The organism is Mammaliicoccus sp. P-M58 (assembly GCF_022386165.1).
Taxonomy (GTDB): Bacteria; Bacillota; Bacilli; order Staphylococcales; family Staphylococcaceae; genus Mammaliicoccus; species Mammaliicoccus sciuri.
Genome location: NZ_JAJNJI010000012.1, coordinates 87,842 through 113,912, shown reverse-complemented (window position 1 = coordinate 113,912; position 26,071 = coordinate 87,842). Strand labels below are relative to the sequence as shown.

Sequence of the window (26,071 nt, the reverse complement as noted above, 5' to 3'; positions counted from 1 at the left end):
CAGTGATTCAGATGCAGATAGCGACTCAGATGCGGATAGCGATTCAGACGCGGACAGTGACTCAGATGCAGACAGCGACTCAGACGCAGATTCTGATTCAGATGCGGACAGTGACTCAGATGCAGACTCTGATTCAGACGCAGACAGCGACTCAGATGCGGATTCAGACTCAGATGCAGACTCTGACTCGGATGCAGACTCTGACTCGGATGCAGACTCTGATTCAGATGCAGACAGTGATTCAGATGCAGACAGTGATTCAGATGCAGATTCTGACTCAGATGCGGACTCTGATTCAGATGCAGACTCTGACTCGGATGCAGATAGCGATTCAGATGCAGACTCTGATTCAGATGCAGACAGTGATTCAGATGCAGACTCTGACTCAGACGCAGACAGTGATTCAGATGCGGACTCTGACTCAGAGGCAGATTCTGACTCAGACGCAGACAGTGACTCAGACGCAGATAGCGACTCAGATGCAGATAGCGACTCAGATGCGGATAGCGATTCAGACGCGGACAGTGACTCAGATGCAGACAGCGATTCAGACGCAGATAGCGACTCAGACGCAGATTCTGATTCAGATGCGGATAGCGATTCAGACGCAGACGCAGACTCAGATTCAGATGCGGATAGCGACTCAGATGCAGACAGTGACTCAGATGCGGATAGCGATTCAGACGCGGATTCTGACTCAGATGCAGACAGTGACTCAGATGCGGATAGCGATTCAGACGCGGATTCTGACTCAGATGCGGACAGTGACTCAGATGCAGATTCAGACTCAGACGCGGACAGCGATTCAGACGCAGATAGTGACTCAGACGCAGACAGTGACTCAGATGCGGACAGCGATTCAGACGCAGATAGTGACTCAGACGCAGATAGCGACTCAGATGCAGACAGTGATTCAGATGCAGATGCAGATTCAGACGCAGACAGTGACTCAGATGCGGACTCTGATTCAGATGCGGATAGCGATTCAGATGCAGATTCAGACTCAGATATGGGAATGGGTTCAACTGATTCAAACAACAATGATGGAAATGGCATTGCAAAAGCTGCAACTACAGATGATCATGATAAATCAAATAATGATAAGAAATTACCAGACACTGGTGAACAACCAATAAATAACGGTGCTTTATTCGGCGGTTTATTTGCTGGAATTGGATCATTATTCTTACTTGGTCGTCGCAAAAAAGACAACAAAGAAAATAACTAGAATTATATAAATGAAATTTTATGGCTGGGGCAAATTTTTTGTCCCAGCCTCTATGATTTTTAAGGTAGTTTCATAATTTTCATTAATAAAACAGATTTAGGCTTGTTTTTGTAAAAGTTAATACAGAAAGGTATGTAAAGTATGGAGATATCTAATCAACTAAAGAATTTATTCAATAGTAATTCTGATATAGAAAAAATATTTGTTAGTGTTGGTCATCCTTCCCAAAAGGCTATAGTAAAAATGTTTAAAGCTAATAATGCTGAACGAAATATAAAAAAATATATCGAATCATTTCGAAAAAATACTGGTAAAAATGCTGAATGGATCAAAATAGATTTCGTTACTTCAATTGAGAAAATTAAATATGAACAATTAAAGCATGAATTAACGTATACACGTAGAAATTATGTAGAATATGGCTTTTCATTAGATAATAATTGGGAGTTAGCGTTCTTACCTGAAGAAATTAATACTAATGCATTTATAAGACCTGAACCTAATAGTAAAGAGCTTTTCATGTCTGAGAAGAACATTAACAACTATATTAAAAAGTACAAAAGAATAAGAAAATATTTCACACACCGTAATTATGAAAATGAAGATGTTTATAAGTTCTACACGAAAAGCTATTTTATTGAAAAAGATAAACTTATAGAATTAGAAGAAAAGGGATATCGTAAAGGTCTAAGGAAAATAGATAATATTAATGAAGAAATTGATCGATTAATTAAAACAAGTACTCACTTTTTGAAAAATCAAATTCAAGATAACGGAAAGTATATTTATGGTTATTTTCCACATTTCGATAAAGAAATAGGATTTTATAATAATTTACGTCATTCATCTTCAACATATGCATTAATAGAAGGTCTGAGTTATTTAAATGAAGATGTCACAATTGTAGAAAAGGCGATTGATTATTTAATCAAGCATTATTTATATGAAGTTGATGGTGCAGGATATATATTTGATGATACAGAAGGTGTGAATGAAATCAAATTAGGTCAAAATGCTGCATTTATCTTCGCGATTTGTGAATATTTAAAGCACGTACCTGAGAAAAATCAATATTTAGAAGCTGCACAGAAAGTTGCTAAAGGGATATTGACGATGATTGATGATCAACAACAAACGATTCATGTATTAAATTATCCTGATTTAACGACTAAAGAACAATTCAGAATTGTATATTATGATGGTGAAGCTGCTTTAGCATTATTAAGACTTTATCAAATTGATCATAATGAAGAATGGGTGAATACTGTCAAAATGTTATTCGAAATGTTTATAGAGAAAAAATATTGGAAATATCATGATCACTGGTTAGGATATTGTACAAATGAATTAGTACAAATTGATCCACAAGAGAAATATTATAAATTTGGCATTCAGAACGTATCGAGTTATTTAGATTATATGCAACAAAGGGAAACGACATTCCCAACATTTTTAGAAATGTTAATGGCGACTTATCACTTAGTCGAAAAAGCTAAAAAGACAGGATATGCTGAACTTGTTGAAACTTATTTAGATGAAGAAAAATTCATTAATACAATACATTTAAGAGCTGATTATGAAAGAATAGGCTACTTTTATCCTGAAATTGCAATGTACTTTAAAAATCCAGCACGCATTGTGAATTCTTTCTTCATTAAGCATCATGGGTACAGAGTAAGGATTGATGATATTGAACACTATTTATCAGGGTATGTTCAATACCAAAAAGCTTTTAAAGATTCCTAGTATTGCTAAAGGTTGATTTAATGAATGACTTTAAGTGATAATATGTATAAAGTTATTTTGAAATAATAAAAAATGATGTACGAAGGAGTCTTTTTAATGCAAGAGAGAAAATTAGTCGCTGAAAAAGAAATCGAAGTTAATGTTTATGATATTGATGCTATGGGCATTGTGAGTAATATTGTGTATGTAAGATGGTTTGAAGATTTAAGAACTGCTTTTATTAACCAATATATGACTTACTCAGAAATGATGAAATTTAATATATCACCAATATTGATGAGGACTGAGGCAGACTACAAAGTACCATTGACGATTCATGACAAACCAGTTGGTAGATGTTGGTTAGTTAAAGTGAGTAGAATGAAATGGGAACTTGAATTCGAAATTGCTACTGAAGACAAAGTACATTGTACGGGATATCAAAAAGGTGGATTTTATAATGTGGTAGATGAGAAAATAGCACAAACACCGAAAGTATTTTTAGAAAATTAAGTTAGGGTGGCATATATGACAAATAATCAAAATACGTTATTTCAACCTATTGCTGTTTTTGATGCGGGAATTGGCAGTTATTCAATTGTAGAATTGTTAAAAAAGACATATCCAAATCAAGATTTAATATATTTGGCAGATCGCAATCAGTTTCCTTATGGTCAAAAATCTATCGATGAATTAAAAGACGTGATGAGGAAAACTATTCATTACTTAGAAAAGTGGAATCCTCGTTTGATTATCTTGGCATCTAATGTACCAACGATTACAATTCTAGATGATTTGAAAGATGAATTTGATACTGAAATCATAGGTGTGTATCCACCGGTGAAAGAAGCATTAGAGAAATCTTCTAGTAAACAAGTAGGTATTTTAGGTGTTCAATCTCTAATTGAAAGTGATGCATTAAATGAATTTATAGCCAATGAAGTTTCTTCGGGACGTGTATATCAATTTAATGCTTCTTCATTAGTTGAATTAGTTGAAGACGGATCATTTATATCTGATAAATACCATACTTTAATGACTGTGAAGAATTTTATGGATGATATTTTAGACCAACATGAAGAAATCGATATATTCACATTATCTTCTACACATTTACCGTGGTTATATAGTTATTTTAAAGAGTTATATCCACATATCATGTTTATTGATCCTGCTCAAAATGTTATTGAACAATCAGCATCATTCACTTCCAACGGTCATGGGACGATTAAGACATTAGTAACTGAAAATGAAGACTATACTATAGAAGGTTTTGAATCAATACTTGAAAAGTTAAATATAAACTTAGACATTGAAAAAATCGAGATAAATTAAAATTTTCATTTTACAACTTTAGATTATATGTTAGTATATCTTAACGATTAATTTAAAGGGGGTAAATGATGTTTGATATCGTATCTTTTCAACTGTTTTTAATCACAGTACTTATCATTTGTATCACACCTGGTATTGATATGATGTTTATACTAAATAGAAGTATTTCACAAGGTAGAGATGCAGGTATATATTCAGCATTAGGTGTTTCGGTAGGTGCAGTCGTTCATACTATACTGTCAGGATTAGGGTTGTCAGTAATCTTACAAACTTCCGTTGTCTTGTTCACAATCATTAAAGTTGTCGGAGCAGTTTATTTAATTTATTTAGGTATACAAATGTTTATAAGTAAACAATCTTCAATCTCAATAAAGAAGACCGTGTATCAATCACGTAGAAAATTATTTGTACAAGGTGTGATCACGAACGTTACGAATCCTAAAGTAGCACTATTCTTTATTTCCTTTATTCCACAGTTTATTTCAGTGGATAATCAGTACGGTCCAATACCATTTTTAATATTGGGCAGTATTTTCGCAGTAATGGGTGCGATAACATCATTTATCATTGCTATCTTTTCAAGTAGTTTAACAACAAAATTAAGAGATAATATCGTAGCAGAAAAAATCATCAATAAAATAAGTGGTGCAGTATTTGTCATATTAGGGATTAGTCTATTCGGTACAAAATCATAAAGAAGTGAAAATGGCTCGGGACATTGAATGATGTCCCGGCCATTTTTTTATTGGGGAATAGGAGGATGAAGTGGTCTGAACATTGCAAGTGGGACGTTACTAGCAACATAGCACGCCTGTATGTTGCAAGACTGCCCAAACAAGCAACATACCTCCTCCAAACCCCCGAACCCTGGAACCTCATACCTCCACGTCACTTAATCCTCCTCCTTATCATAATTCCCGTATACGCCATTCGGATGATTTTTACATAAATGTATGAAAATTATGAACTTTCAATTTTTAAATGATTGTTTTGTGCTAAAATTTTAAAGTGTAGATATAAGGGGAGTGTGGACGATTATGAAAGTATTTGCAAAATTGGGCTGGTTTATTAAACAAGAAAGGAAAAATTATATTTTTGGTATTCTCATACTATTACTTGTAGCACTGATTGATTTGTTGCCTCCACAAATTATCGGTCGTGTGATTGATGCTATTAGCTTTAATACTTTAACGGGAAAGACGCTTCTGATTTATCTCATCATTTTATTTCTTGCTGCTGTATTAACATATGTATTTCGATACTATTGGCGCATTATGATATTCGGGGCGAGTATGAGATTAGGGAAGATATTAAGAGAGCGACTGTATCATAAGTATACGTCGATGAGTCCATCTTTTTTCCAAGAAAGACGCACTGGGGATTTAATGGCACATGCTACAAATGATATTAGAGCTGTTCAGAATACTGCAGGGGGTGGCGTTCTGACAATTGCTGATTCACTAATGTCTGGAGGTGCTGTTCTGATTACTATGGCGATTACAGTTGATTGGCGTTTAACTTTAATTGTTATGATTCCACTTCCTATTATGATTATATTAACGAGTTATTATGGAAAGTTGCTTAACCGCGGTTTCAAAAAAGCACAAGCTGCGTTTAGTCAATTGAATGATAAGACTCAAGAGAGTATTGCTGGGATAAAAGTCACAAAGACATTCGGTTATGAAAAAGACGATCAAGCAGATTTTAAGCAACTTAGTGATGATGTGGTATACAAAAATTTAAAAGTTTCTAAAATTGATGCGTTGTTTGATCCAACCATTATGTCAGTAATTGGTGTTAGTTATTTTTTAGCAATATTCTTTGGCGCAAGAATGGTGATTCAAGATGATATTACAATTGGACAACTTGTTACATTTACAACTTATTTAGGGATGATGGTTTGGCCACTACTCGCACTTGGATTATTCTTTAATATTGTTCAAAGAGGTCATGCATCATATGAAAGAATTAATGAAATTACCAATGTTCAAAATGATGTCGATACGGAAGTTAAGACTGATATGATTCCTGAAGGGGATATTCACGTTGACATTAAATCCTTTAAATTTCCAAACGATGATAATGTGGCATTACATGACATTCATTTCTCGATTGAAAAAGGTACTACATTAGGCATTGTCGGTCGAACAGGGTCAGGTAAAAGTGCAATCATTCGTCTATTATTACGCGAATTTGATACGAAAGAAGCGGATGAAATCATATACGGTCGTCATCCATTAAGTTATTTTGATATTCGTCATTTAAGAGCGCAATTTGGTTATGTCCCTCAAGACCATTTTTTATTCTCGACTTCGATAAGAAATAACATTGCCTTTAGCGATCCGACTATCGATGATGACATCATTCATAACGCGAGTAATATTAGTTATATTCACCAAGATATATTAAGTTTTCCTGAAGGCTACAATACAGTTGTCGGTGAGAGAGGTGTTTCATTATCTGGCGGTCAGAAGCAAAGGATATCTATTGCAAGAGCATTAATTATGAATCCACCTGTACTGATATTAGATGATTCATTATCAGCAGTAGATGCAGAAACTGAAGAACATATACTTGAAAATATGCAGAACGTCAGACAAGGTAAGACAAATATTATCACAGCTCATAGAATGAGTGCTGTTAGTCATGCCGATATGATTATCGTGATGGATGAAGGCACGATTATTGAACGAGGTACACATCAAGAGTTGATGAATCTTAAAGGTTGGTATTATGACACCTATCAATCACAAGCATTACATGAAAAGCTTGCGAGTAGTCTAGATGAATTGGCAAAGGGGGATGACAACGATGGCTCAAAATCATAATTTAACTGCCAAAGATCAGTTTGATGTACTTAAAAGATTAATTAAATATACGTTCCCCTTTAAAGGTATCATTGCACTTGCTTTCTTAATGCTGACGATTTCGACAGTTGCAAGTGTCGCAACACCTTATTTAGTAAAAGTATTTATCGATGATTATTTAACACCACGTGTATTTCCAGAATCAGATATGACTTTACTGATTGTGATATTCTTTGTCGTTCAAATCATCGGCGCTTTAACAACATATTGGAATGTATACTTATTTCAATATTTAGCTTTTAAAGTCATTCAACAATTAAGAATTGATGCTTTTGATAAAATTGGTCAATTGGGCATGCGCTATTTTGATAAAGAGCCAGGCGGCAGTATTGTATCAAGGTTAACGAATGATACTGAAGCCATTGTAGAAATGTTTATCGGTGTATTTTCTTCATTTTTAATGGCATTATTTATGGTTATTTCAAGTTATGTCATGATGTTTATTTTAGATTTTAAATTAGCTTTAATGGCACTTGTATTTGTACCTATTATAGTTGTCATACTAGCACTTTATAGAAAATATTCTGCGATATACTTTTCCCAAGCGAGACAGCTTTTATCAGATTTAAATGCGAAGTTAGCTGAATCTATCGAAGGTATGAGGATTATACAAGTATTTAATCAAGAAAAGAGACTGCAAAAAGAATTTAATGAAATTAACGATGAGCACTATGAGTTTAATATGAAGACTGTCAAAATTGATGGTTTACTACTGAGACCAGCGATCAGTATGATTTCAGTATTTGCTGTCATTATGATATTAAGTTACTTCGGTATATTGAGCTTTTCAGGTGGCATTACAGCAGGGGTTGTATTTGCATTTGTACAATATATGGAACGTTTCTTTGAACCAATTAACCAAGTCAGTCAAAATTTAAACGTACTTCAACAAGCGCTCGTATCAGCGAGTCGTGTATTTAAACTCATCGATAATGATATGCTTGAGCCCGCGCAACAAGAGCGTCAAGATTTTCATATTACTGACGGCAAAATTGAATTTAAAGATGTAACGTTTAGTTACGATGGTCAAACAGATGTATTAAAAAATATATCATTTACCGCAAACCCAGGTGAAACAGTTGCACTTGTTGGGCATACAGGTTCTGGGAAAAGTTCAATCATTAACTTGTTTATGAGATTTTATGAATTTGAACAAGGTGAAATTTTAATCGATCAACAATCGATTAAGCAAATACCGAAAAAAGAACTCAAATCTAATATTGGGCTTGTGCTTCAAGATGCATTTATTTTCTACGGAACAATTACATCGAATATAAAATTGTATCATCCGTCGATGACTTTTGAAAAAGTGCAAGAAGCGGCTGAATTTGTAAATGCAGATCAATTTATCAATAAATTACCAGGGAAATATGAACATAAAGTAATCGAAAAAGGTAGTGCATTTTCAAGTGGTGAAAGACAATTGTTAGCATTTGCAAGAACAATCGCAAGTGATCCAAAAATATTAATACTGGATGAAGCGACTGCTAATATCGATTCAGAAACAGAAGCGCAAATTCAAGCATCTTTAGAAAAAATGAGAAAAGGCAGAACAACTTTAGCGATTGCGCATAGACTATCAACTATTCAAGATGCCGATCAAATACTTGTATTGAATAAAGGTGAAATCGTTGAAAGAGGTACACATGACGAGTTGATTAAACAAGACGGTATTTATCACAAAATGTATTTACTTCAAAATGGATAATAGTAAGAACTGATCAGACGAAAGTGTCTGGTCAGTTTTTATATATGTAATTATGTATAATAAGCAGTAATAGATAAATAGAGGAGGATTTTACATGGGTGTTTTTGATGTAGACTATAATAAAATAACTGAGCGAACACAATTTCCATATGAAATCGAAGTGATTCATCATACTTGGATAACGATGCAAGATGGTACGAAATTATCAGCTAAAATCTGGCAACCTAAGACCGACTCAAAGACTAAAGGTGCGGTATTAGAATATTTACCATATAGAAAAGATGAATTTACTGCTTTACGGGATGAAATTAGACATAAATATTTTGCAGGGTTTGGGTATACTGCTATTCGAGTTGATATAAGGGGAACTGGTGATTCTGAAGGTATTATAGAAGACGAATATCCGTTACAAGAACAAGATGATGCATTGGACATTATAGAATGGATAACAAACCAAGAGTGGTCAAATGGTTCAGTAGCAATGATCGGTAAATCGTGGGGAGGATTTAATGGATTACAAGTTGCTGCGAGACAACCAGAAGCATTAAAGACCATTATCTCATTATGTTCAACGGATGATCGATATGCGGATGATGTTCATTATAAAGGCGGAACGCTTATGGCTTCTGATATGCTTTGGTGGGCTTCTACGATGTTTGCATATAATGCACGACCAGCCTTTCCGAAATATTTCGGTGATAAATGGTATGAAAATTGGCTTGAACGTTTAGAACATACACCTCCATTTGTGGAAGAATGGGTAAGTCATCAAACAAGAGACGACTATTGGAAGCACGGTTCTATTAATGAAGACTATTCAAACATTACCATTCCGGTATTAACGATGAGTGGCTGGGCAGACGGCTACACAAATGCTGTGTTTCGTTTAATGCGTTATTTAAATGTTCCAAAGAAAGGTATTATAGGACCTTGGGCACATGAATTTCCAGACGTTGCAATTCCTGGCCCTCAATTGGGATATTTACAAGAAGTTGTCGCATGGTTAGATAAATGGATGGAAGCGGATGAACATATTAACCATAAAGATGAATTTCTTGTTTATGTTCAAGATAGTGTAGAACCACAAACTTCATACGACTATCGAGAAGGCAAATGGTTAGATTTATTAAAAGAAGACATCAAGTCGAAAGATATTTTTAGTAGTATGACGCAAGAAATCACGTTGAAAAATAATCAACAACATGGTCTTTATTCAGGCGTGTTCTGTCCTTTTGGCCAAGAAGGGGACTTACCTGATGATCAAACAATCGATAATGCTTTAGCATGCTCATTTATGGTTGAAACGTATGGTGAAACAATGAATATCATTGGACAACCTGTCGCAAAGCTTCATGTTAAATCAGATTGTGCTTATGGCAATATACATGTGCGTATTTCCGATGTACATCCTAACGGCAAGAAGACATTGATTACGAAAGGTCAGTTGAATCTAAATCACTATAAGAGTCATGAAACGCCAGAGAAACTACCTATTAACGAGTATATCAATGCAGAAGTACCACTAGATGTTATAGGCTATCAAGTACCAGCAGGACATAAAATTGAAGTGTCTATCTCACCTACATATTGGCCGCAAATTTGGCCGAGCAAAGAGGTAGCAAATATAAAAGTGGATTTAGAGTATTCACAATTGATATTACCTTTAATTGATCATTTTGAAGAAGTTCAATTAGATTATCCTTTATCAGAAACTGCACAGCCTCTAGAAAAAATCATTCATAGAGAAGGGTCTCGAACGAGAGATGTGACGAAGCGGTTAACGACCAATGAATGGGAATTAAGAGATTATTCAGATGAAGGATTGAGAACGTTAAAAGATAGTCATATCACATATGGAACAGAGAACTTAAATATCTACACAATTAAAGAAGACGATCCATTATCAGCCAAAGTCCAATGTGATTGGAAAGTGATCGTTAAAGATGATGATATAGATACTGAAGTAGAAACATTTAGTACAATGACATGCGATGAAGACTATTATTACTTATATAATAAAGTCGTAGCTTATAATGAAGGCGAACAATGCTTCTCAAAAACATGGAAAAAGAAAATAGAACGTGACTTTACTTGAAGATGAAATTTGAATTGGAGAATCGCGCACGAAGACTGAGAGATATCGTGCACTTGGGTACCAAATCAGGGTGTAACGCACGAAGACTGAAAGATATCGTGCGCTAAGGTATAAAATCAGGGTATAACGCACGAAGACTGAGAGATATCGTGCGCTAAGGTACAAAATCAGTGTGTAACGCACGAAGACTGAGAGATATCGTGCACTAAGGTACAAAATCAGTGTGTAACGCACGAAGACTGAGAGATATCGTGCAATATGGTTTGAAAAGGCATGGGTGCCTTTTCAAATAATGCATAAGAAAAACCGCGAAAACTAACAGCTTACGTTAGTTTTCGCGGTTTTTTTAATCTATATAACGATATGACATTAATTCTTGTAACATTTGAATTTCTTCTTGGAGTTTGGCGCCGATGTTTGTATCTCGAACTTTCTTTCTTTCGAGTTCTTCATCTACAACACGTCTAACGGATAGTTCATCAGCTCCGTTGAGTAGTACGTTTTCTTTTGTTCCGAAGTGTTTGTGGGCAACGAGCTGCATACCAAATGAGTTGTATAGTAATGTATAGCCTGCGATACCTGTTGTAGATTGATAAGCTTTTGAAAATCCACCGTCTATGACGATCATCTTACCATTTGCTTTAATTGGATTTTCACCATCAATTTCTTTAACAGGTGTGTGACCGTTGATAATACGACCTTGTTCTGGATCTAAATCAAACTCTTCTAACATTTTGCGACACATATCGCTATCTTCTCTTAAATAATAATAAGGGTTTTTTTCTTCTTTATGTGATGCTTTATCTTTTATAAAATATCTTTCGAACGTTGTCATGGCACGTTTACCAAATAATGAAGAGTATTTACCTGTCCATAAATACCAAATTAAATCTGTAGATAAATCATCTGTTTCATGTTTACGACTAAATGAATTTCTAATATGATATTCGAATTGGTCTAATAACTCTCGTCCATTATAGACTTTACCATCAATTTCCATTTCTTCCATATTACCTTGTTCATCTACGGGTATACAGCCATGGATAAGTAAATTGCCATTATATTTTAAGTATAAGTTCCCTTTTTTCATTAAAAAGTTCATATGACGTTTCAGTTTTTCGGATTCTTGTACAGAAAGTAGAAGTTTATTAATAACTTCCTCTTCTTCTTCGTTTAGTTGTGCTGGATTTGTTGGATCAACTGTTTCAAAGCATGTATTTTCTAACTGATACGTTTGACCGTAAATAGTAATCTTATTGTTATCGTAGTTTACTTTTTCGAGTAGGAGTCTTTCTTCCATATCAAATGAAGGACGACGTTTAATAATTGGACTTTCTAGTTTAAATTGAATGATGGCGATTGCTTGATGAATCTTAGTGATTTGAAGTTTTTCTTCTTCTGATAGTTCTTTGTCGGCATGTTTTTTTGGATGAAATGCAGTATTGTCGCCGTAATATTTTTCAGCTAAATTAACTAATGGTCGCAAATTAATTCCATATGCGTCTTCAATGATATCTAAATTATCATAACGTGCGCATATTCTTAAAATATTAGCTAAACATACTTTTGAACCAGCATAAGCGCCAATCCATAATACGTCATGGTTACCCCATTGGATATCAACAGAATGATAATTAATTAACGTCTCCATAATTTTATCGGGTTCAGGACCACGATCATAAATATCTCCTACAACATGTAAATGGTCAACGACTAATCTTTGAATCGTGTATGCTAAACCAATAATCAGCTTATCCGATTGTCCGAGTGAAATGATTTTTTGAACAATTGTTTCGTAGTAAGTCGTTTTATTGTTATAAACATTGCTTTTATATAATAACTCTTCGATTATGTATACGAATTGTTTTGGTAAAGCTTTACGTAACTTAGAACGTGTATACTTACTTGAAGCGTATGATATAAGATGTATCATCTGTTGAATTGTTTCAATATACCATTCATTTAATTCCGATTTTGAAGCAAATTGATTTTTAACAAGTTTCAATTTTTCTTCTGGATAATAAACGAGTGCAGCAAGGTCACTAATATGTTCTTCAGAATGTGTATCTTTAAAAATATCATTAATTTTAGCTCTCACATTACCAGAACCATTTCTTAAAACATGTTGGAATGCATGATATTCACCATGTAAGTCACTTACGAAATGTTCTGTTCCTTTAGGTAAGTCTAAAATAGATTGTAAATTAATAATTTCAGTTGCTACTTTTTCTTCTTCATCAAACTTTTCTGCTAATAAATTTAAGTATTTTTCTTTTAAATTCTGGCTGTCGTATTGAGTCATAAAAAAATTCACTCCGTTCATCATTTCGAGATTTTTTATTTAGAAATTAAACCTACCATTTGAGATATAGTATAACACATTAAGCGTTTTCTTTTATGGTTTAAGATTCACTTCTATAGGTTAAATATATATAAAGGAGTCGATTATTCATGGCATGTAAAATAGATAGAATTTATAATAATCTTGATGAAAGAGGTATAAGAGTATTAGTGGACCGAGTATGGCCGAGAGGGATATCTAAAGACAAAGCGAATTTAGATCATTGGTTAAAAGACATCGCACCCTCTAGTGAATTAAGAAAATGGTTCAATCACGAACCAAGCAAATTTGAAGCATTCAAAGAAAAATATAAACAAGAACTCGAATCAGGAGATCAACAAGAAGCTTTAAATAAGCTAAAACAAATTTATAAAGAAAACAAACAAACACTCATCATATTGTATGGCGCCAAAGACGAAAAACACAATCAAGCAATCGTGTTGAAAGAAATATTGGATGGGTGAGAAGAAAAGTAGGGTGGAATATCGTCGAAGATGTGAGTTAAAGAAGGAGTAAACTCACAAGATTAGCAAAGATATGAGTTAAAGAGGGAGTAAACTCACGAGATCGTCAAAGATGTGAGTTAATACCCAAACTAACTCACAAGTTCACTCAATATCATATTTTAGATACTATGTAATCCTCACAATTTTATAGAACAAATGAAATAAGAGCCTGAGATAGAATATCTCAGGCCTACTTTATACACCTACTAAACTGTTGATATATATCTTCTGCGGTTTCTTGTGATTCTATACCGTGTACATTCATACGACCGTCTTTGAATAAGGTCATGGTCATATCATCATATGCTATAAATTTCACATATGCATTTTCTTTAGCGATATGTCCTGGAAAATGATGTGCTAATTCAAATGCGTGTTGTTTAAATCTAAACAGGAACGTGTCTCCACATAATGCTTCTATTGATGAAAGGGGTGGTGTGTTTAATGCTTGATATATCCCTTGTTCACATACAACGCAGTCATTGTCTTTTAATAAATTGATATTTGTTGCCCGTATGTTCATGTCAAATGTATCTATTGTTATGAGCTTTTTGGAAAAGGACTTTCCTGCAACATATCTGAGTAATTCTGACACTTCATAACTGGCTACTTGCTGAACAACTGGTGGTAGCACGCCATTTATCGCACAACTTTCTCCAGTTTGAGGTACGCTTTGCAAGATACATCTTAAGCAAGGTCCGCTATAATCAATTGCATAAATAGTCCCTTTACTTCCGACTGCTGCGCCATATATCCAAGGAATGTTTAATTTATGACAAACTTCATTGATTAAAAAGCGCATATCAAATTGATCCATCCCATCGATTACTATATCTGGTTGAACATTTTGAATAATCGTTTCAATGTTTTGTGCTGTTAATTCTTGATGGATAGCATTCAATTCAACATGATGATTAATCTGTTTAATTTTCCTCTTTAAAGCAACGACTTTAGGAAGCATTTCCTGTGCATCACGTTCATCATAAAGTGCTTGACGATGTAAATTAGAAAGCTCAACGATATCCATGTCGATTATTGTTAATTGATGAGCACCCATGCGAGCGAGTAGTTCTGCAACATGACTGCCTAATGCACCTGCACCCATAATCAATATACGGGTATTCTGCAATGTTTCTTGACTATGCTCACCGAACTGTTGAAACTTCATTTGTCGTTCGTAACGTTCCATTACAAGAATCCTAATCCTTCAGTTGGGCTCGATGCTTGTGCTGTATATTTAACAGGAATTCTACCTGCCTCATAACTTAATAGTCCGGCTTCAATACCTAATTTCATCGCTTTAGCCATTTTTACAGGATCTTTCGCACCAGAAATGGCAGTATTTAATAAAATTGCATCTGCACCAAGTTCCATCGCGTAACAAGCATCTTTTGGTGAACCAATACCAGCATCCACGATAACGGGTATGTTAGCTTGTTCAATGATATATCTTAAATTGAGTGGGTTATTAAGACCTCTGCCTGTTCCGATAGGAGAAGCTAGGGGCATAATCGCGTGAACACCTAATGCTTCAAGTCGTTTAGCTAATACAACATCACACGAAATATATGGACAGACAATATAACCTTTATCTAATAATATTTCACATGCTTTATAAGTTTCGATTGGATCTGGCAGTAAAGTCTTATCATCTCCAATGACTTCTACTTTAATTAAGTTGCAAAGCCCAGCATGATTGGCAATTTCTGCAATACGTACTGCTTCTTCTGCAGTATGTGCACCAGCAGTATTAGGAAAAGTAATAAAGCGATTTAAATCAACATTTGCTAATGGGTTGGGTAATGATTTGTCATAAAGATTCATTCTTCTTACAGCAAAAGTGAGCACTTCTGCACCTGATGCTTGGATTGCTTTAGATTGTGTTTCTTCATCTTTAAATTTACCTGTACCTAATAATAATCTTGAGTTGAGTTCATATGGTCCTATTTTTAACATTTTATCCGCCTCCAACAAATTCTAGTAGTTCTAATCTATCTGATTCTCTAACAGTAATCTCTTTAAATTGTTCACTTTTGATGAGTGTATCGTTCCACTCGACGATGATTCTATCTTTATCTAATTCCAGCGAGTCTAGTAAATCTGACAACGTTAACGCATCTTCAAAATTAAATTCATCACCATTAATGATACATTTCATAAATGGACACACCTCCTCACTTTAAACGCTTCTAATAACGTAGGTCTTACTTCATAAACAATCCATTCAGCCATTAATTTGCCGATGATAGGTGACAGTAATATGCCATTACGATAATGGCCCGTAACAATATATAAATCTTCATCGATTTCATCCATAATGGGCCACTCATTATCAGTGTATGGTCTAATGCCCGACCATTTATGAATGAGTCGACTACTTGATAATAATGGAATGTATTTACATGCCTGACGCATTAACCAATTTTCTCCTTCAACTGATGTGCCAACAGTATAGTCATCTACATAACTCGTTGCACCCACTAAAAATCGATTGCCACGTTTCGGCACAATGTAACAGCCATTCGTCATGAAAAGTGTTTGTTCTAATTTTAAGTCTGGATGTTCTAACAGTAGAACTTCGCCTTTAACACCTGTTACTTTTGGCTCAATTTCATAGTCTGCTAATAACTGATGACTCCATGCACCTCCAGCAACAATGACTTTTTTGGAAAGTAAAATTTGATTTGCAGTGAGCACTTTGAACGCATCATTTAAGCGATGTATGGATTTAACTTCAGTATGATAAATGCGTTCAATCCCTTTATACTCAATAGATTTCAATAAAGCTTTAGCATATTGATTGGCATTAATTTGGCCATCAAATGGAATATAAATCGCTTTATGATTATAAGAAATCGTATGATTTGAAAGATGACGAAGTGATTGACTATTTAATGTAGTAACTGAACGATCACGTTTATTTAAAAAACGATATTGCTCAGTTAAGCTGTCGATATCATCTCGAGATGCGGCCATTTTAATTAAACCGTGTGCTTGATAATCAATATTGATATTCGTCTCTTTATATAACGTGTGACTTAAAGATTCGAAATAATCTCTTGAACGTAAAGCAAGTTGATAAAGGGGTGTATCTTCAATAAATTCATTTTGTGCACCTAACATGCCACCAGCTTTATAAGAAGCGTGTAATCCAGGCACATCTCGATCAATTACAGCGATAGATAACAAATCATTCTTAAGCGCTAATTCACGCGCAATAGACATCCCCATGACGCCAGAGCCAACAATTAACACGTCATACATATGCAAGCCACTCCTCTCTTAATAACTGAATTTCACGCAAACTTTGATATCTGAAAAATGAAATTGCACAAACACCTTCAAAACCATGAGGCAACGACTTAATAGAATGTGTATCTATGCCACCAATTGCATAAACAGGAATATCTATAGATACTGCATCTTTTATTTCTTTAGAAGACCTTGGTTTAAGACCATGTTTAGAACGAGATTCAAACACATGACCAAAGAATACGAAATCCAAAGACCACTCACGTGCGTGTTTCACAGTTTCAACTGAATGTGTAGACATACTCACGGATACATGAGGGTGAAGCTTTTTATATTCAAATGCTTGCACGTCTTTTTCACGAAAATGGATAAAATTCAAATCATATTTTTCAAGTATGGTCAAATCAGAATGAATCATTAATTTCGTTTGAGGAAAGTTATTTGCTAATAAATAATCAAGCGCCCAGCAAAGATCATCACGTGTCATAGGTACTCTCAGTAATAACAAATCAATCTCTTCTGCAATCTCTATATAATGTTCTAAATCTTCAACGTCTAAGTCTTTATACGGTGTAACAGCAATAAACAATGAAATCACTCCAAATAAAAAACGCTATTTTTCTGTATAGAAAAATAGCGTAAAAATTTAATTATAAGTATAAGTAAGCTTATATACGCCACTTTCCTACGCCAGTATAAACTGGATCAGGTTCAAGGAATCCCGAAGTCACTACTTCAGTCTCAGCCTATAATAAGGCACTTCCAGTGGACATTTATTCAGTTATTACATCTATTGTACATATAAAAGTAAGAATGTTCAAATTTATATGTTATTTAGTTACAACCTAAATTATTCCATTCTATTAATTTTTAAATTTTACAAAATAAAATTTGGATAACTAACTATTTATTAAAATAGAAAATAATATTGACATTGATAACCATTATCAATTAAATTATAAGGTGGAAGGAGAATTTCAAGAAATTTACAAAGGAGGTATATTATGCAAAGGTTAAAGCAGTTTTTAAATATTGGGTTATTAGTACTTATTTTATTATCAGTAGGCGTAGGTAAGGTGGCTTCTGCTGATGTGAAGGATGGTACTTATGACGTTGATTACACAGTATTGAAACATGGTACTTCAGATGTTTCGATTGCAAATGATTATTTTAATAAACCAGGTAAGTTAGTTGTTAAGAATGGCGAAAAGCAACTTCAATTAACGATGAATCACAGCCATTGGATTAAAGGTATTACAGTTGATGGTTCTGCTGAAAGTATCGTAAGTGAAGACAAAGGTTCAGACGTTAGAACGTCTAGCTTTAAAGTGAATTCTACATCTGGACAACTTGCTGGAACAATTGATGTTTATATCAATGAAAAAGTCGATGGTAAACCGTTCTTATACGATAACAAATACAAAATCACATTTGACGTAAAAGAACCTTCTGGACAAGCTGCAGCAGTTTCATCTAGTGATGCTTCTAAGAATTCAACAACAGCAGCATCTTCTAGTTCAAATAGTAGTACATCTTCTAATAGTTCTACTGCTACTTCACAAGATGTGAAAAATCCTCAAACGAGCGCAGGCACACCAGTAATAATCACAGTCCTTCCAATTGTTGCAGGTATGTTATTAATCGTTACGTTTATGCTCAATAAAAAATTGAAAAGAGGTCATAATTAATGAAGAAAAGTGTTAAGTCATTATTAGCGTTTTCTTTATTATTCTCAACTCTTTCATTCAACACTTATGAACCGCTTAGTCATACAACAATGAAAAAAGTTGAAGCAGCAGAAGAACAAGCATCAGCAGTAAAAAGTAAGACAATTGATTTTGTAGTTAATAAAGATAAATCAAATGAAATCTCTTATATGGATCAATATATGGTAAAACCAGCAAAGGTATATTTTGAGAATGGGGAAACATATGTTGAGATGACTTTGAAAAGCGCTTCTTATTGGAAGTCATTTGAACTGTATGATGAATCAGGCGCAATTGCCATTCAAACAGTTAAAGAAGATCATCAAGCTGATACAAAAATCATCAAGTTTAAAGTTAAACCAGGTTGCCAATCGCTTACTTCAAAAGTTCACATTGTTGTACCAGCAATCAATTATGACAACAAATATACAACTCATGTAAATTTTAAAGAAGTTATTCCTAGTGCACCGACAACTCAGAATTCAAATCAACAAGATACAGGAAAAGTAGATTCAAATGATAAAGAGAAAGACGATTCAAACCAATCAACGACTGACCAAAAGCAGGATACTACAAAGCAGAATGTAGAAGATCCACAACAAGAACTTGCAAAGGATTCGAATCATGAGCAACCACAAACAGAACTTCCAAAGCAAGATACACCAAAGAATGAAACACCAAAGAATGAAACACCAAAGAATGATAATAAGCCGATAACAAAAAAAGAAGTGCCAATTCCTGATAAAGTTAAAAATCCGACTGGCTCCAACCAAGGATCAACTATTCAAGAAAAAGCAACTTCAACGTTAGGTTACATGGTCTATAAAAATGGTTCAAGTGAAATCTCTTATATGGACCAATATATGGTGAAACCTGCACGTATTGTTGAAGAAAATGGTAAACAATATGTTGAACTAACATTGAAATCAGCTTCATATTGGAAGTCGTTTGAATTATTCGATCATGATAAGAAATTAAATGTCACAACCGTTTCAGAAGATCAATCTGCAGATACAAAAATCATTCGCTTTGAAAAGCCGAAATATTTAAAAGTATTAACATCTAAAGTGCATATTGTTGTACCAGCGATTAACTACGACAATCATTACACAACACGTATTGAATTTGATAAAGAAGCGGCATCTGGCAATGTAAATACAAACACAAGTGATGAACAACAACCTGTCAGCACACCAAGTAAAGAAGATGACACTAAAGGTCATGATTCTACAAATGTTCAATACAATCAGACAACACCGTCAGATGACCAAAAACCCGAATCTTCGAATGCTTCATCTGGAGCAAATAGTACAACAAATTATAGTTCATCACCTGCCACACCTTCAAATCAAGCTGTGACAAGTGATAACAATGGAGCAAGTTCGACAAGTGCAGATAAAGTGAGTCCAAGTTTCGATCGTAACGCAGATGGTTCAACAAACATGAAACTCGTTAATCCTTCAACGAGTAGCAGTGGAGATGCGATGACTTATGCACTTATCTTCAGTGGTGCAGTATTGTTATTAGCAGGTTCATTCTTCTTAGGTAAGAAGCGAGCATCTAAATGAAGGTTAAATCGCTATTAGGTTTAATCCTTATATGTAGCTGTCTACTTGCGGCATGTAACATCAACTTTAGTAAATCATCAGAACCTGCAAGTAAACAGAAGAAAGAAGAATTTAGAATCGTACCAACTACTGTAGCTTTAACGGAAACTTTAGATGCATTAGATTTAGATATTGTAGGTAAACCGACAACTTATAAAGATTTACCGAAGCGATACAAAGATGTACCTGAAATTGGTCAGCCTAAGAAACCGAATGTTGAAGTTGTGAAATCACTTAATCCAACACATGTATTAACTGTTACAACAATTAAATCTGAGATGGATCCTGTGTTTGAACAACTTAAAATGAAAGGTACTTATTATGATTACGACAGTTTAAATGGTTTGAAGAAATCTATCACCGAAATGGGTAATACGTTCAATCGTAAAGAACAGGCTAAAAAACTTAATAAAAAGTTTGATAATGCCGAAGCTGAAATTAAAGCTAAGATTCAAGGTAAAAAACGCCCTAAAGTATTGATTCTTATGGGTGTACCTGGTAGTTATCTTGTAGCTACAGAACACTCTTATATTGGTGATTTAGTAAAAATTGCCGGAGGAGAAAATGTTATACAAAATGAATCAAGAGCTTATTTAGCTTCTAATACGGAAGAACTTTATAAAGTCAATCCTGATATTATTTTAAGATTGCCACATGGTTTTCCAGACCAAGTAAGAGAAATGTTTAAGAAAGAGTTTAGTACAAATGATATATGGAAACACTTTGACGCAGTTAAAAATAATAGAGTTTATGATTTAGAAGAAATTCCATTTGGTATAACAGCAAGTATTAAAGCTGACGATGCGTTAGTACAGCTTTATGACATTTTATATCATAAGTAAAGAGGTTAAAACATGAAAAAATATTCGCGACTCACGTTCTGGATCATATTATGTATGCTTGTCATAACAATTTATATATCGCTTGTAAGTGGGAAGTTACCTTTAAGTATAGAACAAATCATCACGAAACTCACAACAGGTACTGAACCTCAAGTAGATGCAGTTATTGATTTACGTATGCCAAGAATATTCATCACGTTATTTGTTGGAACTGCTCTAAGTGTATCAGGGGCTTTGCTACAAGCGGTATTACAAAATCCTCTAGCTGAAGCGAATATTATTGGTGTGACATCTGGTGCACTTGTTGCACGAGGTGTCATACTTATATTTCTACCTACCTTGTATTTCTATTTACCGATATTCGTCTTTATTGGTGGGGTTATACCGTTTCTTATATTATTCCTATTAGTATCACGTTATCAAATAACACCGATTAGACTCATATTAGTAGGTGTTGCAATATACGCCATGTTAAATGGTGTAATAGAGCTTTTATCCATGAGTCCTGTTATGCAGTTACCAACAGGTTTAACGATGAAAGTATGGCAAGATGTCTATATCATTGCCGTTACTTCAACAATAGGGATTATATTGGCACTCATGTTAGTAAACAAAGTGAACTTGTTATCATTCGAAGATAAACAAGCGCATAATATTGGTTTTAATATTACGAAATACCGCCTCATCGTAGGTTTAGTTGCTGTATTTTTAGCAAGTAGTGCAACAGCTATCGTAGGTCAATTAGCTTTTGTAGGCTTAATCGTGCCACATATTATAAGACGTATCGTTGGAACGAATTATAAAAAGGTCATACCATATTCCATTATATTTGGTGCATGGCTCGTATTATTAGCAGACACGGTAGGTCGAACAATAGCACCACCTCTAGAGATACCAGCGAGTACGATTACGACTGTAGTAGGTGGACCATTCTTGATTTACCTTATTTGTAAAGGAGCGTATGTCCATGCGAACAGAGAACGTTAGTTTCAAATACCAGAGAAAGCATATTTTTGAATCGTTAAACATACAACTCAAAAAGCATGCCATTACAACCATCATTGGACCTAATGGATCGGGTAAATCAACATTGTTACAAATATTATCACGTAATTTAGAGCCGAGTGAAGGTATTGTTTACTTAGATAATCAAGCTATTTCATCATTAAATAGAAAAACATTAGCAAGGCAGTTAGCGACCGTACATCAAAATAACCGTGCGCCAGAAGATTTTACAGTTAAAGAAGTCGTACAGTGTGGAAGATATAGTTACCAATCCATATTGAAGAAAGATATCAAACAAGAAGAAGTCATTCAGCATGTGTTACACCAACTAGAATTAGAAGACTTTCAAGATAAACCAATTAGTGAATTGTCAGGCGGAGAATTACAACGTGTGTATATCGCAATGTCACTTGCGCAAGAACCACAATATATGTTGTTAGATGAACCAACGACATACTTAGATTTAAATTATCAATATCAAGTGTTGGATATTATCCGGTCACTGAATGAGAACTTTAATATCACCATTATTATGGTGTTACATGAAATTAACCAAGCGATAGAATATAGCGATGAAATCGTATGTATACATAACAATCAAGTCATCCAAGGACCTCCAGAAGAGGTCGTAACAGAATCTTTTATTTCACGCGTATATAATATCGATGCGAAAATCATCCATGACCCAGAATGTGGCATGCTGATTTGTAAGAGAAAGGGCAGAGCAACACGTGAAAATCATCATTAAGATCATTCAAATTGCATTAGTCGCTGTCATCATATGGTCAGGATATGTCATGTATCACAATAAGCAAGTAGATAAAGAAGCGGAAGAACGCTACATTCATTTACAACAAAATTATACACAAATGACAAACACCAATACCGTGCGACCACAATTCAAACAACTCAGTAACATCAACAAAGATATCATAGGATGGATACATCTAGAAGGCACATCATTGAACTATCCAATACTACAATCGAAAGACAACAAAGACTACTTAAAGAAAGACTTTGAACAACAAGAAAGTAGAAAAGGTAGTATCTTTATGGATTATCGTAATACACCAAAGCACGATAAAATGAATACCGTCATATATGGACATCACGTAGGAGATAACACCATGTTTGACGTCGTAGAAAAATATTTAGATCAATCATTTTATAATCAACATAAAACGATCCAGTACGATACACAATACGGTAAGTATCAATTAGAAGTCATTAGCGCCTACGAAACGACAACAAAAGATAATTACATACAAACAGACTTTAAAGACAAAGCAACATATGAACAATTTCTAGAAAAAACATTAAAAAAATCACAAATCTCAACAACAACAGAAGTTAATAAAGACGATAAGATCGTCACACTCTCAACATGTGAAGATCCATATTCACTCACATCAGGACGAATCGTCGTCGTAGCCAAACTCGTAAAAGTATAAAATAGAAAAGAGGTAATAACATGTTTATGGCAGAAAATAAATTACAACTCTATAAAGGAACAGCAGACGAAACAATAGAAAGATTCTATATGAGACAAGGAATAGAAACAATAGAAGGATTCAAGAAAATGTATGTAACAAAAACAAATGACCTCGAAGAATATGACGAAGTAAAAATACTTACAATCTGGGAATCAGAACAATGCTTCAAAAACTGGTTAAAATCAGACGTATTCAAAGAAGCACACAAGAACGTACGACATAACAGAGAAGATAGCGAAAGCCCTATATTAGAAAACACAGTCACAACATATACAATCGGTTATCACTTTGATAACGAGGCAGAAGCGGAAGTTGTAAACCCAGCATGACATTAAAGTCATGTTGGGTTTTTTTGTATTTATTTTGAGAAAAATTTAATTTTTATATTACATTTTTTGAAGTTTAAGGTGTCTTAAATATTACTATTACGTAAATTATGTTTAATAAATTTTTTTGAGAATTTTACGATTTTTAACTACTTTTTTTGAGTTTTTTTGAAATTTTATGGCTTATAAAACGTTTATTTAACGGGGTTTTATTGTATTTTAAATAATTTGTATAAAAAAAGTATAGAAAATGATTGACAATAAATGAGTCCTGAATATAATAAAAGTATAACCTATAACATCCCTTGGAAAGGAGGTTGAAATGTACAATATTATTAAGTTTGAGTTTTACGATATTCAGGGTTTTATTACTGAAGGTAAGATTGGCATGCACAGGGTAGAGGAGCTGGCTATTCCTAAAGATATCAGTTTGGATGATATTTTGAATGATTTGGAAGAGAGATATGGAGAGTCTCTTAATGATCAGACTGAATTTTTCCATTCGATTTTTGTTTTTGCATGCGTTAGAAAGAAAGAAGATCAAAAGCATTTTAAGATTCTTAAACGTAGTTCTGCTTTGTTTGGGGAGACGATTGAGACGATAAATGAAATTTGTTTATATTTAAATCGTCACTTTGAAGATGCGATTGGTACTTAGATTTACATTGTGTTTTAGCGTTACACATACTTTTCATAGCACGCTTTATGATTTGATATTGATTGATGGTTTTTGCGAAAGAGCTTGATTTTTGATTTGTTATTGTACATTTTTTCTTTTTGGATGGGGTATTATAGGTTATAAAGAGGCTTTAGAGGAATTAGTGTATTTACGAAATGTTTAGGGAAGTTTTAGGTTTATAAATTTTTCATGGCGTTAAAAATTATATTCTATAAGATTTTTAAGGACAAATATAGAGATGTTTTCATGATCAATGGGGAAATCGATTATGAGTTTAGAAGATATGAATAGATAATATATTCTAGTATTGATTGCACGCTTTGTGTGATACGGAATCTATATCGTGTGAATTACATTTATTTCAGTAAAATATGGAAAAACGGAAAAGAAGGCCCTTAAGGAGTGAACCTTAAGGGTCTTTGTTTACATTTTTTTAAGTTTTGTATTTATTTTTTTGCTTTGTTGAATATTGAGATACATAAATATAAACCAGATAACGAGGAATATTAATGCGAAGGTTGTGAGTCCTCCGATGAGTGGTGCTGGTTGTAATGGTATCCAGTTATTAATTGTTGAAACGATAAAGAATGTAATGATACTACCACCTAAATGAATGATGAGCCTGAATAAGAGTGGTATTTGATCGATTTCATAAACTATTGGTAGAAATCCACAAATGGCACCGAATATATAAACGCTGAAGACTGCCTGGAAGCCAATCGTTACTTCAAATATTGCGATGAATATAAGCATAATACTGCTTCCTATACCAATACCTTGTAGAATAGATTTAATGATTTTGTTCATGATTGTTTCCTCCTTATATACCTAATATTTTAGTTAAATTTTTAACATATCTTCTTGAAATGGTTACTTTTTTATTATTAGATAACGTTGCATATAAATTCCCTGAAAATGATGGTGATACTTTGTTGATATGTTCTATGTTCACGATAGACGATTTACTAATTTGCAAGAACTTCTGGTTAGGCAATGTTTGCTGTAAGGCAGTGAGTGACATTCGAGTTGTGAGTGTTTCACTGGTTGTTATGATGTTCAGTTGTTTATCAAAAACTTCTGCAAAAATGATGTCTTCTTTTAAAATAAGAGACGTTCCTTGTGATGTCTTGATACCGATTTTATGGTTGGATGTTTCAAATTGTTGAATATATGTTAATAGGTTATGACCAAGTTCCTGTTCAAAGGTTCTGATTGAAATATCCGTCGTCTTTTGTGAAGTGTCGATGTTGAGTTGAACGTTGAATGGCTCTGTCATAGCATAACCTCCTTTGGTTATATGGTATGTCGTTTCTAATTATTTGTCAGTAGTTATGTCATAACCGGTATAATTTACGG

The 26,071-nt window shown here is 34.0% G+C and carries 25 protein-coding genes and 1 riboswitch; of the genes, 17 read left to right on the top strand and 8 right to left on the bottom strand.

Annotation, left to right across the window (positions count from 1 at the left end):
* From LQ694_RS12895 to LQ694_RS12860, 8 genes are all read left to right on the top strand, one after another.
* A partial coding sequence (locus LQ694_RS12895; protein WP_239772084.1) for an LPXTG cell wall anchor domain-containing protein occupies positions 1-1,228 on the top strand: 1,228 nt, incomplete at its 5' end.
* 141 nt (positions 1,229-1,369) lie between these two features.
* Positions 1,370-2,974 carry a poly(glycerol-phosphate) alpha-glucosyltransferase gene (locus LQ694_RS12890; RefSeq protein WP_218697152.1) on the top strand — a complete coding sequence of 535 codons (1,605 nt, stop codon included), beginning with the start codon at positions 1,370-1,372 and terminating at the stop codon, positions 2,972-2,974.
* Between the two features lie 96 nt (positions 2,975-3,070).
* The gene (locus LQ694_RS12885) at positions 3,071-3,466 is read left to right on the top strand and encodes an acyl-CoA thioesterase (protein ID WP_096791700.1); all 396 of its coding nucleotides are present in this window, start codon (positions 3,071-3,073) and stop codon (positions 3,464-3,466) included.
* A 15-nt stretch (positions 3,467-3,481) separates the two neighbouring features.
* Entirely contained in the window at positions 3,482-4,288 is an 807-nt protein-coding gene (locus LQ694_RS12880; RefSeq protein ID WP_096791701.1) for a glutamate racemase, read from the top strand.
* 68 nt (positions 4,289-4,356) lie between these two features.
* Positions 4,357-4,983 carry a LysE family translocator gene (locus LQ694_RS12875; RefSeq protein ID WP_058592251.1) on the top strand — a complete coding sequence of 209 codons (627 nt, stop codon included), beginning with the start codon at positions 4,357-4,359 and terminating at the stop codon, positions 4,981-4,983.
* Positions 4,984-5,325: 342 nt separating this feature from the next.
* Complete coding sequence (locus tag LQ694_RS12870) at positions 5,326-7,116, top strand: ABC transporter transmembrane domain-containing protein (protein ID WP_218697153.1); 1,791 nt, start codon at positions 5,326-5,328, stop codon at positions 7,114-7,116.
* On the top strand, positions 7,100-8,863 hold the full coding sequence (locus LQ694_RS12865; RefSeq protein ID WP_065381615.1) for an ABC transporter ATP-binding protein: 1,764 nt from the start codon (positions 7,100-7,102) through the stop codon (positions 8,861-8,863). The genes LQ694_RS12870 and LQ694_RS12865 overlap by 17 nt, the downstream gene beginning before the upstream one ends.
* 94 nt (positions 8,864-8,957) lie before the next feature.
* Positions 8,958-10,958 carry a CocE/NonD family hydrolase gene (locus LQ694_RS12860; RefSeq protein WP_218697154.1) on the top strand — a complete coding sequence of 667 codons (2,001 nt, stop codon included), beginning with the start codon at positions 8,958-8,960 and terminating at the stop codon, positions 10,956-10,958.
* A gap of 346 nt (positions 10,959-11,304) precedes the next feature.
* Here the strand turns inward: LQ694_RS12860 and LQ694_RS12855 are convergent, their stop codons facing one another.
* Positions 11,305-13,260: a fructose-bisphosphatase class III gene (locus LQ694_RS12855; protein WP_065381617.1), complete on the bottom strand. Its 1,956-nt coding sequence runs from the start codon at positions 13,258-13,260 to the stop codon at positions 11,305-11,307.
* A 149-nt stretch (positions 13,261-13,409) separates the two neighbouring features.
* Between LQ694_RS12855 and LQ694_RS12850 the strand changes: the two genes are divergently transcribed.
* A complete protein-coding gene (locus LQ694_RS12850) occupies positions 13,410-13,763 on the top strand; it encodes a DUF488 domain-containing protein (protein WP_204254054.1) in 354 nt (117 codons plus the stop codon).
* Between the two features lie 232 nt (positions 13,764-13,995).
* Here LQ694_RS12850 and LQ694_RS12845 read toward each other — a convergent pair whose 3' ends face one another.
* Genes LQ694_RS12845 through LQ694_RS12825 form a run of 5 tightly spaced genes read right to left on the bottom strand, consistent with a single transcriptional unit; the run spans position 13,996 to position 17,655 of the window.
* The gene (locus LQ694_RS12845) at positions 13,996-14,994 is read right to left on the bottom strand and encodes a ThiF family adenylyltransferase (RefSeq protein WP_218697155.1); all 999 of its coding nucleotides are present in this window, start codon (positions 14,992-14,994) and stop codon (positions 13,996-13,998) included.
* Entirely contained in the window at positions 14,994-15,761 is a 768-nt protein-coding gene (locus LQ694_RS12840) for a thiazole synthase (RefSeq protein ID WP_058611397.1), read from the bottom strand. The genes LQ694_RS12845 and LQ694_RS12840 overlap by 1 nt, the downstream gene beginning before the upstream one ends.
* 1 nt (position 15,762) lies before the next feature.
* Positions 15,763-15,963: a sulfur carrier protein ThiS gene (thiS, locus tag LQ694_RS12835; RefSeq protein WP_049320598.1), complete on the bottom strand. Its 201-nt coding sequence runs from the start codon at positions 15,961-15,963 to the stop codon at positions 15,763-15,765.
* Complete coding sequence (thiO, locus tag LQ694_RS12830) at positions 15,960-17,069, bottom strand: glycine oxidase ThiO (RefSeq protein ID WP_204207425.1); 1,110 nt, start codon at positions 17,067-17,069, stop codon at positions 15,960-15,962. Before thiO ends, thiS begins: the two co-directional genes overlap by 4 nt.
* A complete protein-coding gene (locus tag LQ694_RS12825) occupies positions 17,062-17,655 on the bottom strand; it encodes a thiamine phosphate synthase (protein WP_167811987.1) in 594 nt (197 codons plus the stop codon). The genes thiO and LQ694_RS12825 overlap by 8 nt, the downstream gene beginning before the upstream one ends.
* 67 nt (positions 17,656-17,722) lie before the next feature.
* A riboswitch (TPP riboswitch) is annotated at positions 17,723-17,831 on the bottom strand.
* 230 nt (positions 17,832-18,061) lie between these two features.
* On the opposite strand from LQ694_RS12825, the gene isdC reads away from it, so the two are divergent.
* The 8 genes from isdC (at position 18,062) to LQ694_RS12785 (ending at position 24,694) form a co-directional block, all read left to right on the top strand.
* Positions 18,062-18,745, top strand: coding sequence for a heme uptake protein IsdC (isdC, locus tag LQ694_RS12820; protein WP_058611394.1), 684 nt, complete (start codon positions 18,062-18,064; stop codon positions 18,743-18,745).
* A complete protein-coding gene (locus LQ694_RS12815; RefSeq protein ID WP_218697156.1) occupies positions 18,745-20,331 on the top strand; it encodes an NEAT domain-containing protein in 1,587 nt (528 codons plus the stop codon). The genes isdC and LQ694_RS12815 overlap by 1 nt, the downstream gene beginning before the upstream one ends.
* On the top strand, positions 20,328-21,212 hold the full coding sequence (isdE, locus tag LQ694_RS12810) for a heme ABC transporter substrate-binding protein IsdE (protein WP_218697157.1): 885 nt from the start codon (positions 20,328-20,330) through the stop codon (positions 21,210-21,212). Before LQ694_RS12815 ends, isdE begins: the two co-directional genes overlap by 4 nt.
* A 12-nt stretch (positions 21,213-21,224) precedes the next feature.
* Positions 21,225-22,199, top strand: coding sequence for a FecCD family ABC transporter permease (locus LQ694_RS12805; RefSeq protein ID WP_239772082.1), 975 nt, complete (start codon positions 21,225-21,227; stop codon positions 22,197-22,199).
* On the top strand, positions 22,180-22,965 hold the full coding sequence (locus LQ694_RS12800; protein WP_218697159.1) for an ABC transporter ATP-binding protein: 786 nt from the start codon (positions 22,180-22,182) through the stop codon (positions 22,963-22,965). Before LQ694_RS12805 ends, LQ694_RS12800 begins: the two co-directional genes overlap by 20 nt.
* On the top strand, positions 22,949-23,668 hold the full coding sequence (srtB, locus tag LQ694_RS12795; RefSeq protein ID WP_218697160.1) for a class B sortase: 720 nt from the start codon (positions 22,949-22,951) through the stop codon (positions 23,666-23,668). Before LQ694_RS12800 ends, srtB begins: the two co-directional genes overlap by 17 nt.
* Positions 23,669-23,688: 20 nt before the next feature.
* Positions 23,689-24,039 carry an antibiotic biosynthesis monooxygenase gene (locus LQ694_RS12790; protein WP_218697161.1) on the top strand — a complete coding sequence of 117 codons (351 nt, stop codon included), beginning with the start codon at positions 23,689-23,691 and terminating at the stop codon, positions 24,037-24,039.
* A 319-nt stretch (positions 24,040-24,358) separates the two neighbouring features.
* Positions 24,359-24,694, top strand: a complete 336-nt coding sequence (locus LQ694_RS12785) for a hypothetical protein (protein ID WP_218697162.1) — start codon at positions 24,359-24,361, stop codon at positions 24,692-24,694.
* Positions 24,695-25,138: 444 nt separating this feature from the next.
* Here the strand turns inward: LQ694_RS12785 and LQ694_RS12780 are convergent, their stop codons facing one another.
* Together LQ694_RS12780 and LQ694_RS12775 are read right to left on the bottom strand one after the other, a co-directional pair.
* Positions 25,139-25,522 (bottom strand): DUF3021 domain-containing protein, encoded by a 384-nt coding sequence (locus LQ694_RS12780; protein ID WP_065381632.1) that lies wholly within the window; start codon positions 25,520-25,522, stop codon positions 25,139-25,141.
* 13 nt (positions 25,523-25,535) lie between these two features.
* The gene (locus LQ694_RS12775) at positions 25,536-25,991 is read right to left on the bottom strand and encodes a LytTR family DNA-binding domain-containing protein (protein WP_065381633.1); all 456 of its coding nucleotides are present in this window, start codon (positions 25,989-25,991) and stop codon (positions 25,536-25,538) included.
* Between the last annotated feature and the right edge of the window lie 80 nt (positions 25,992-26,071).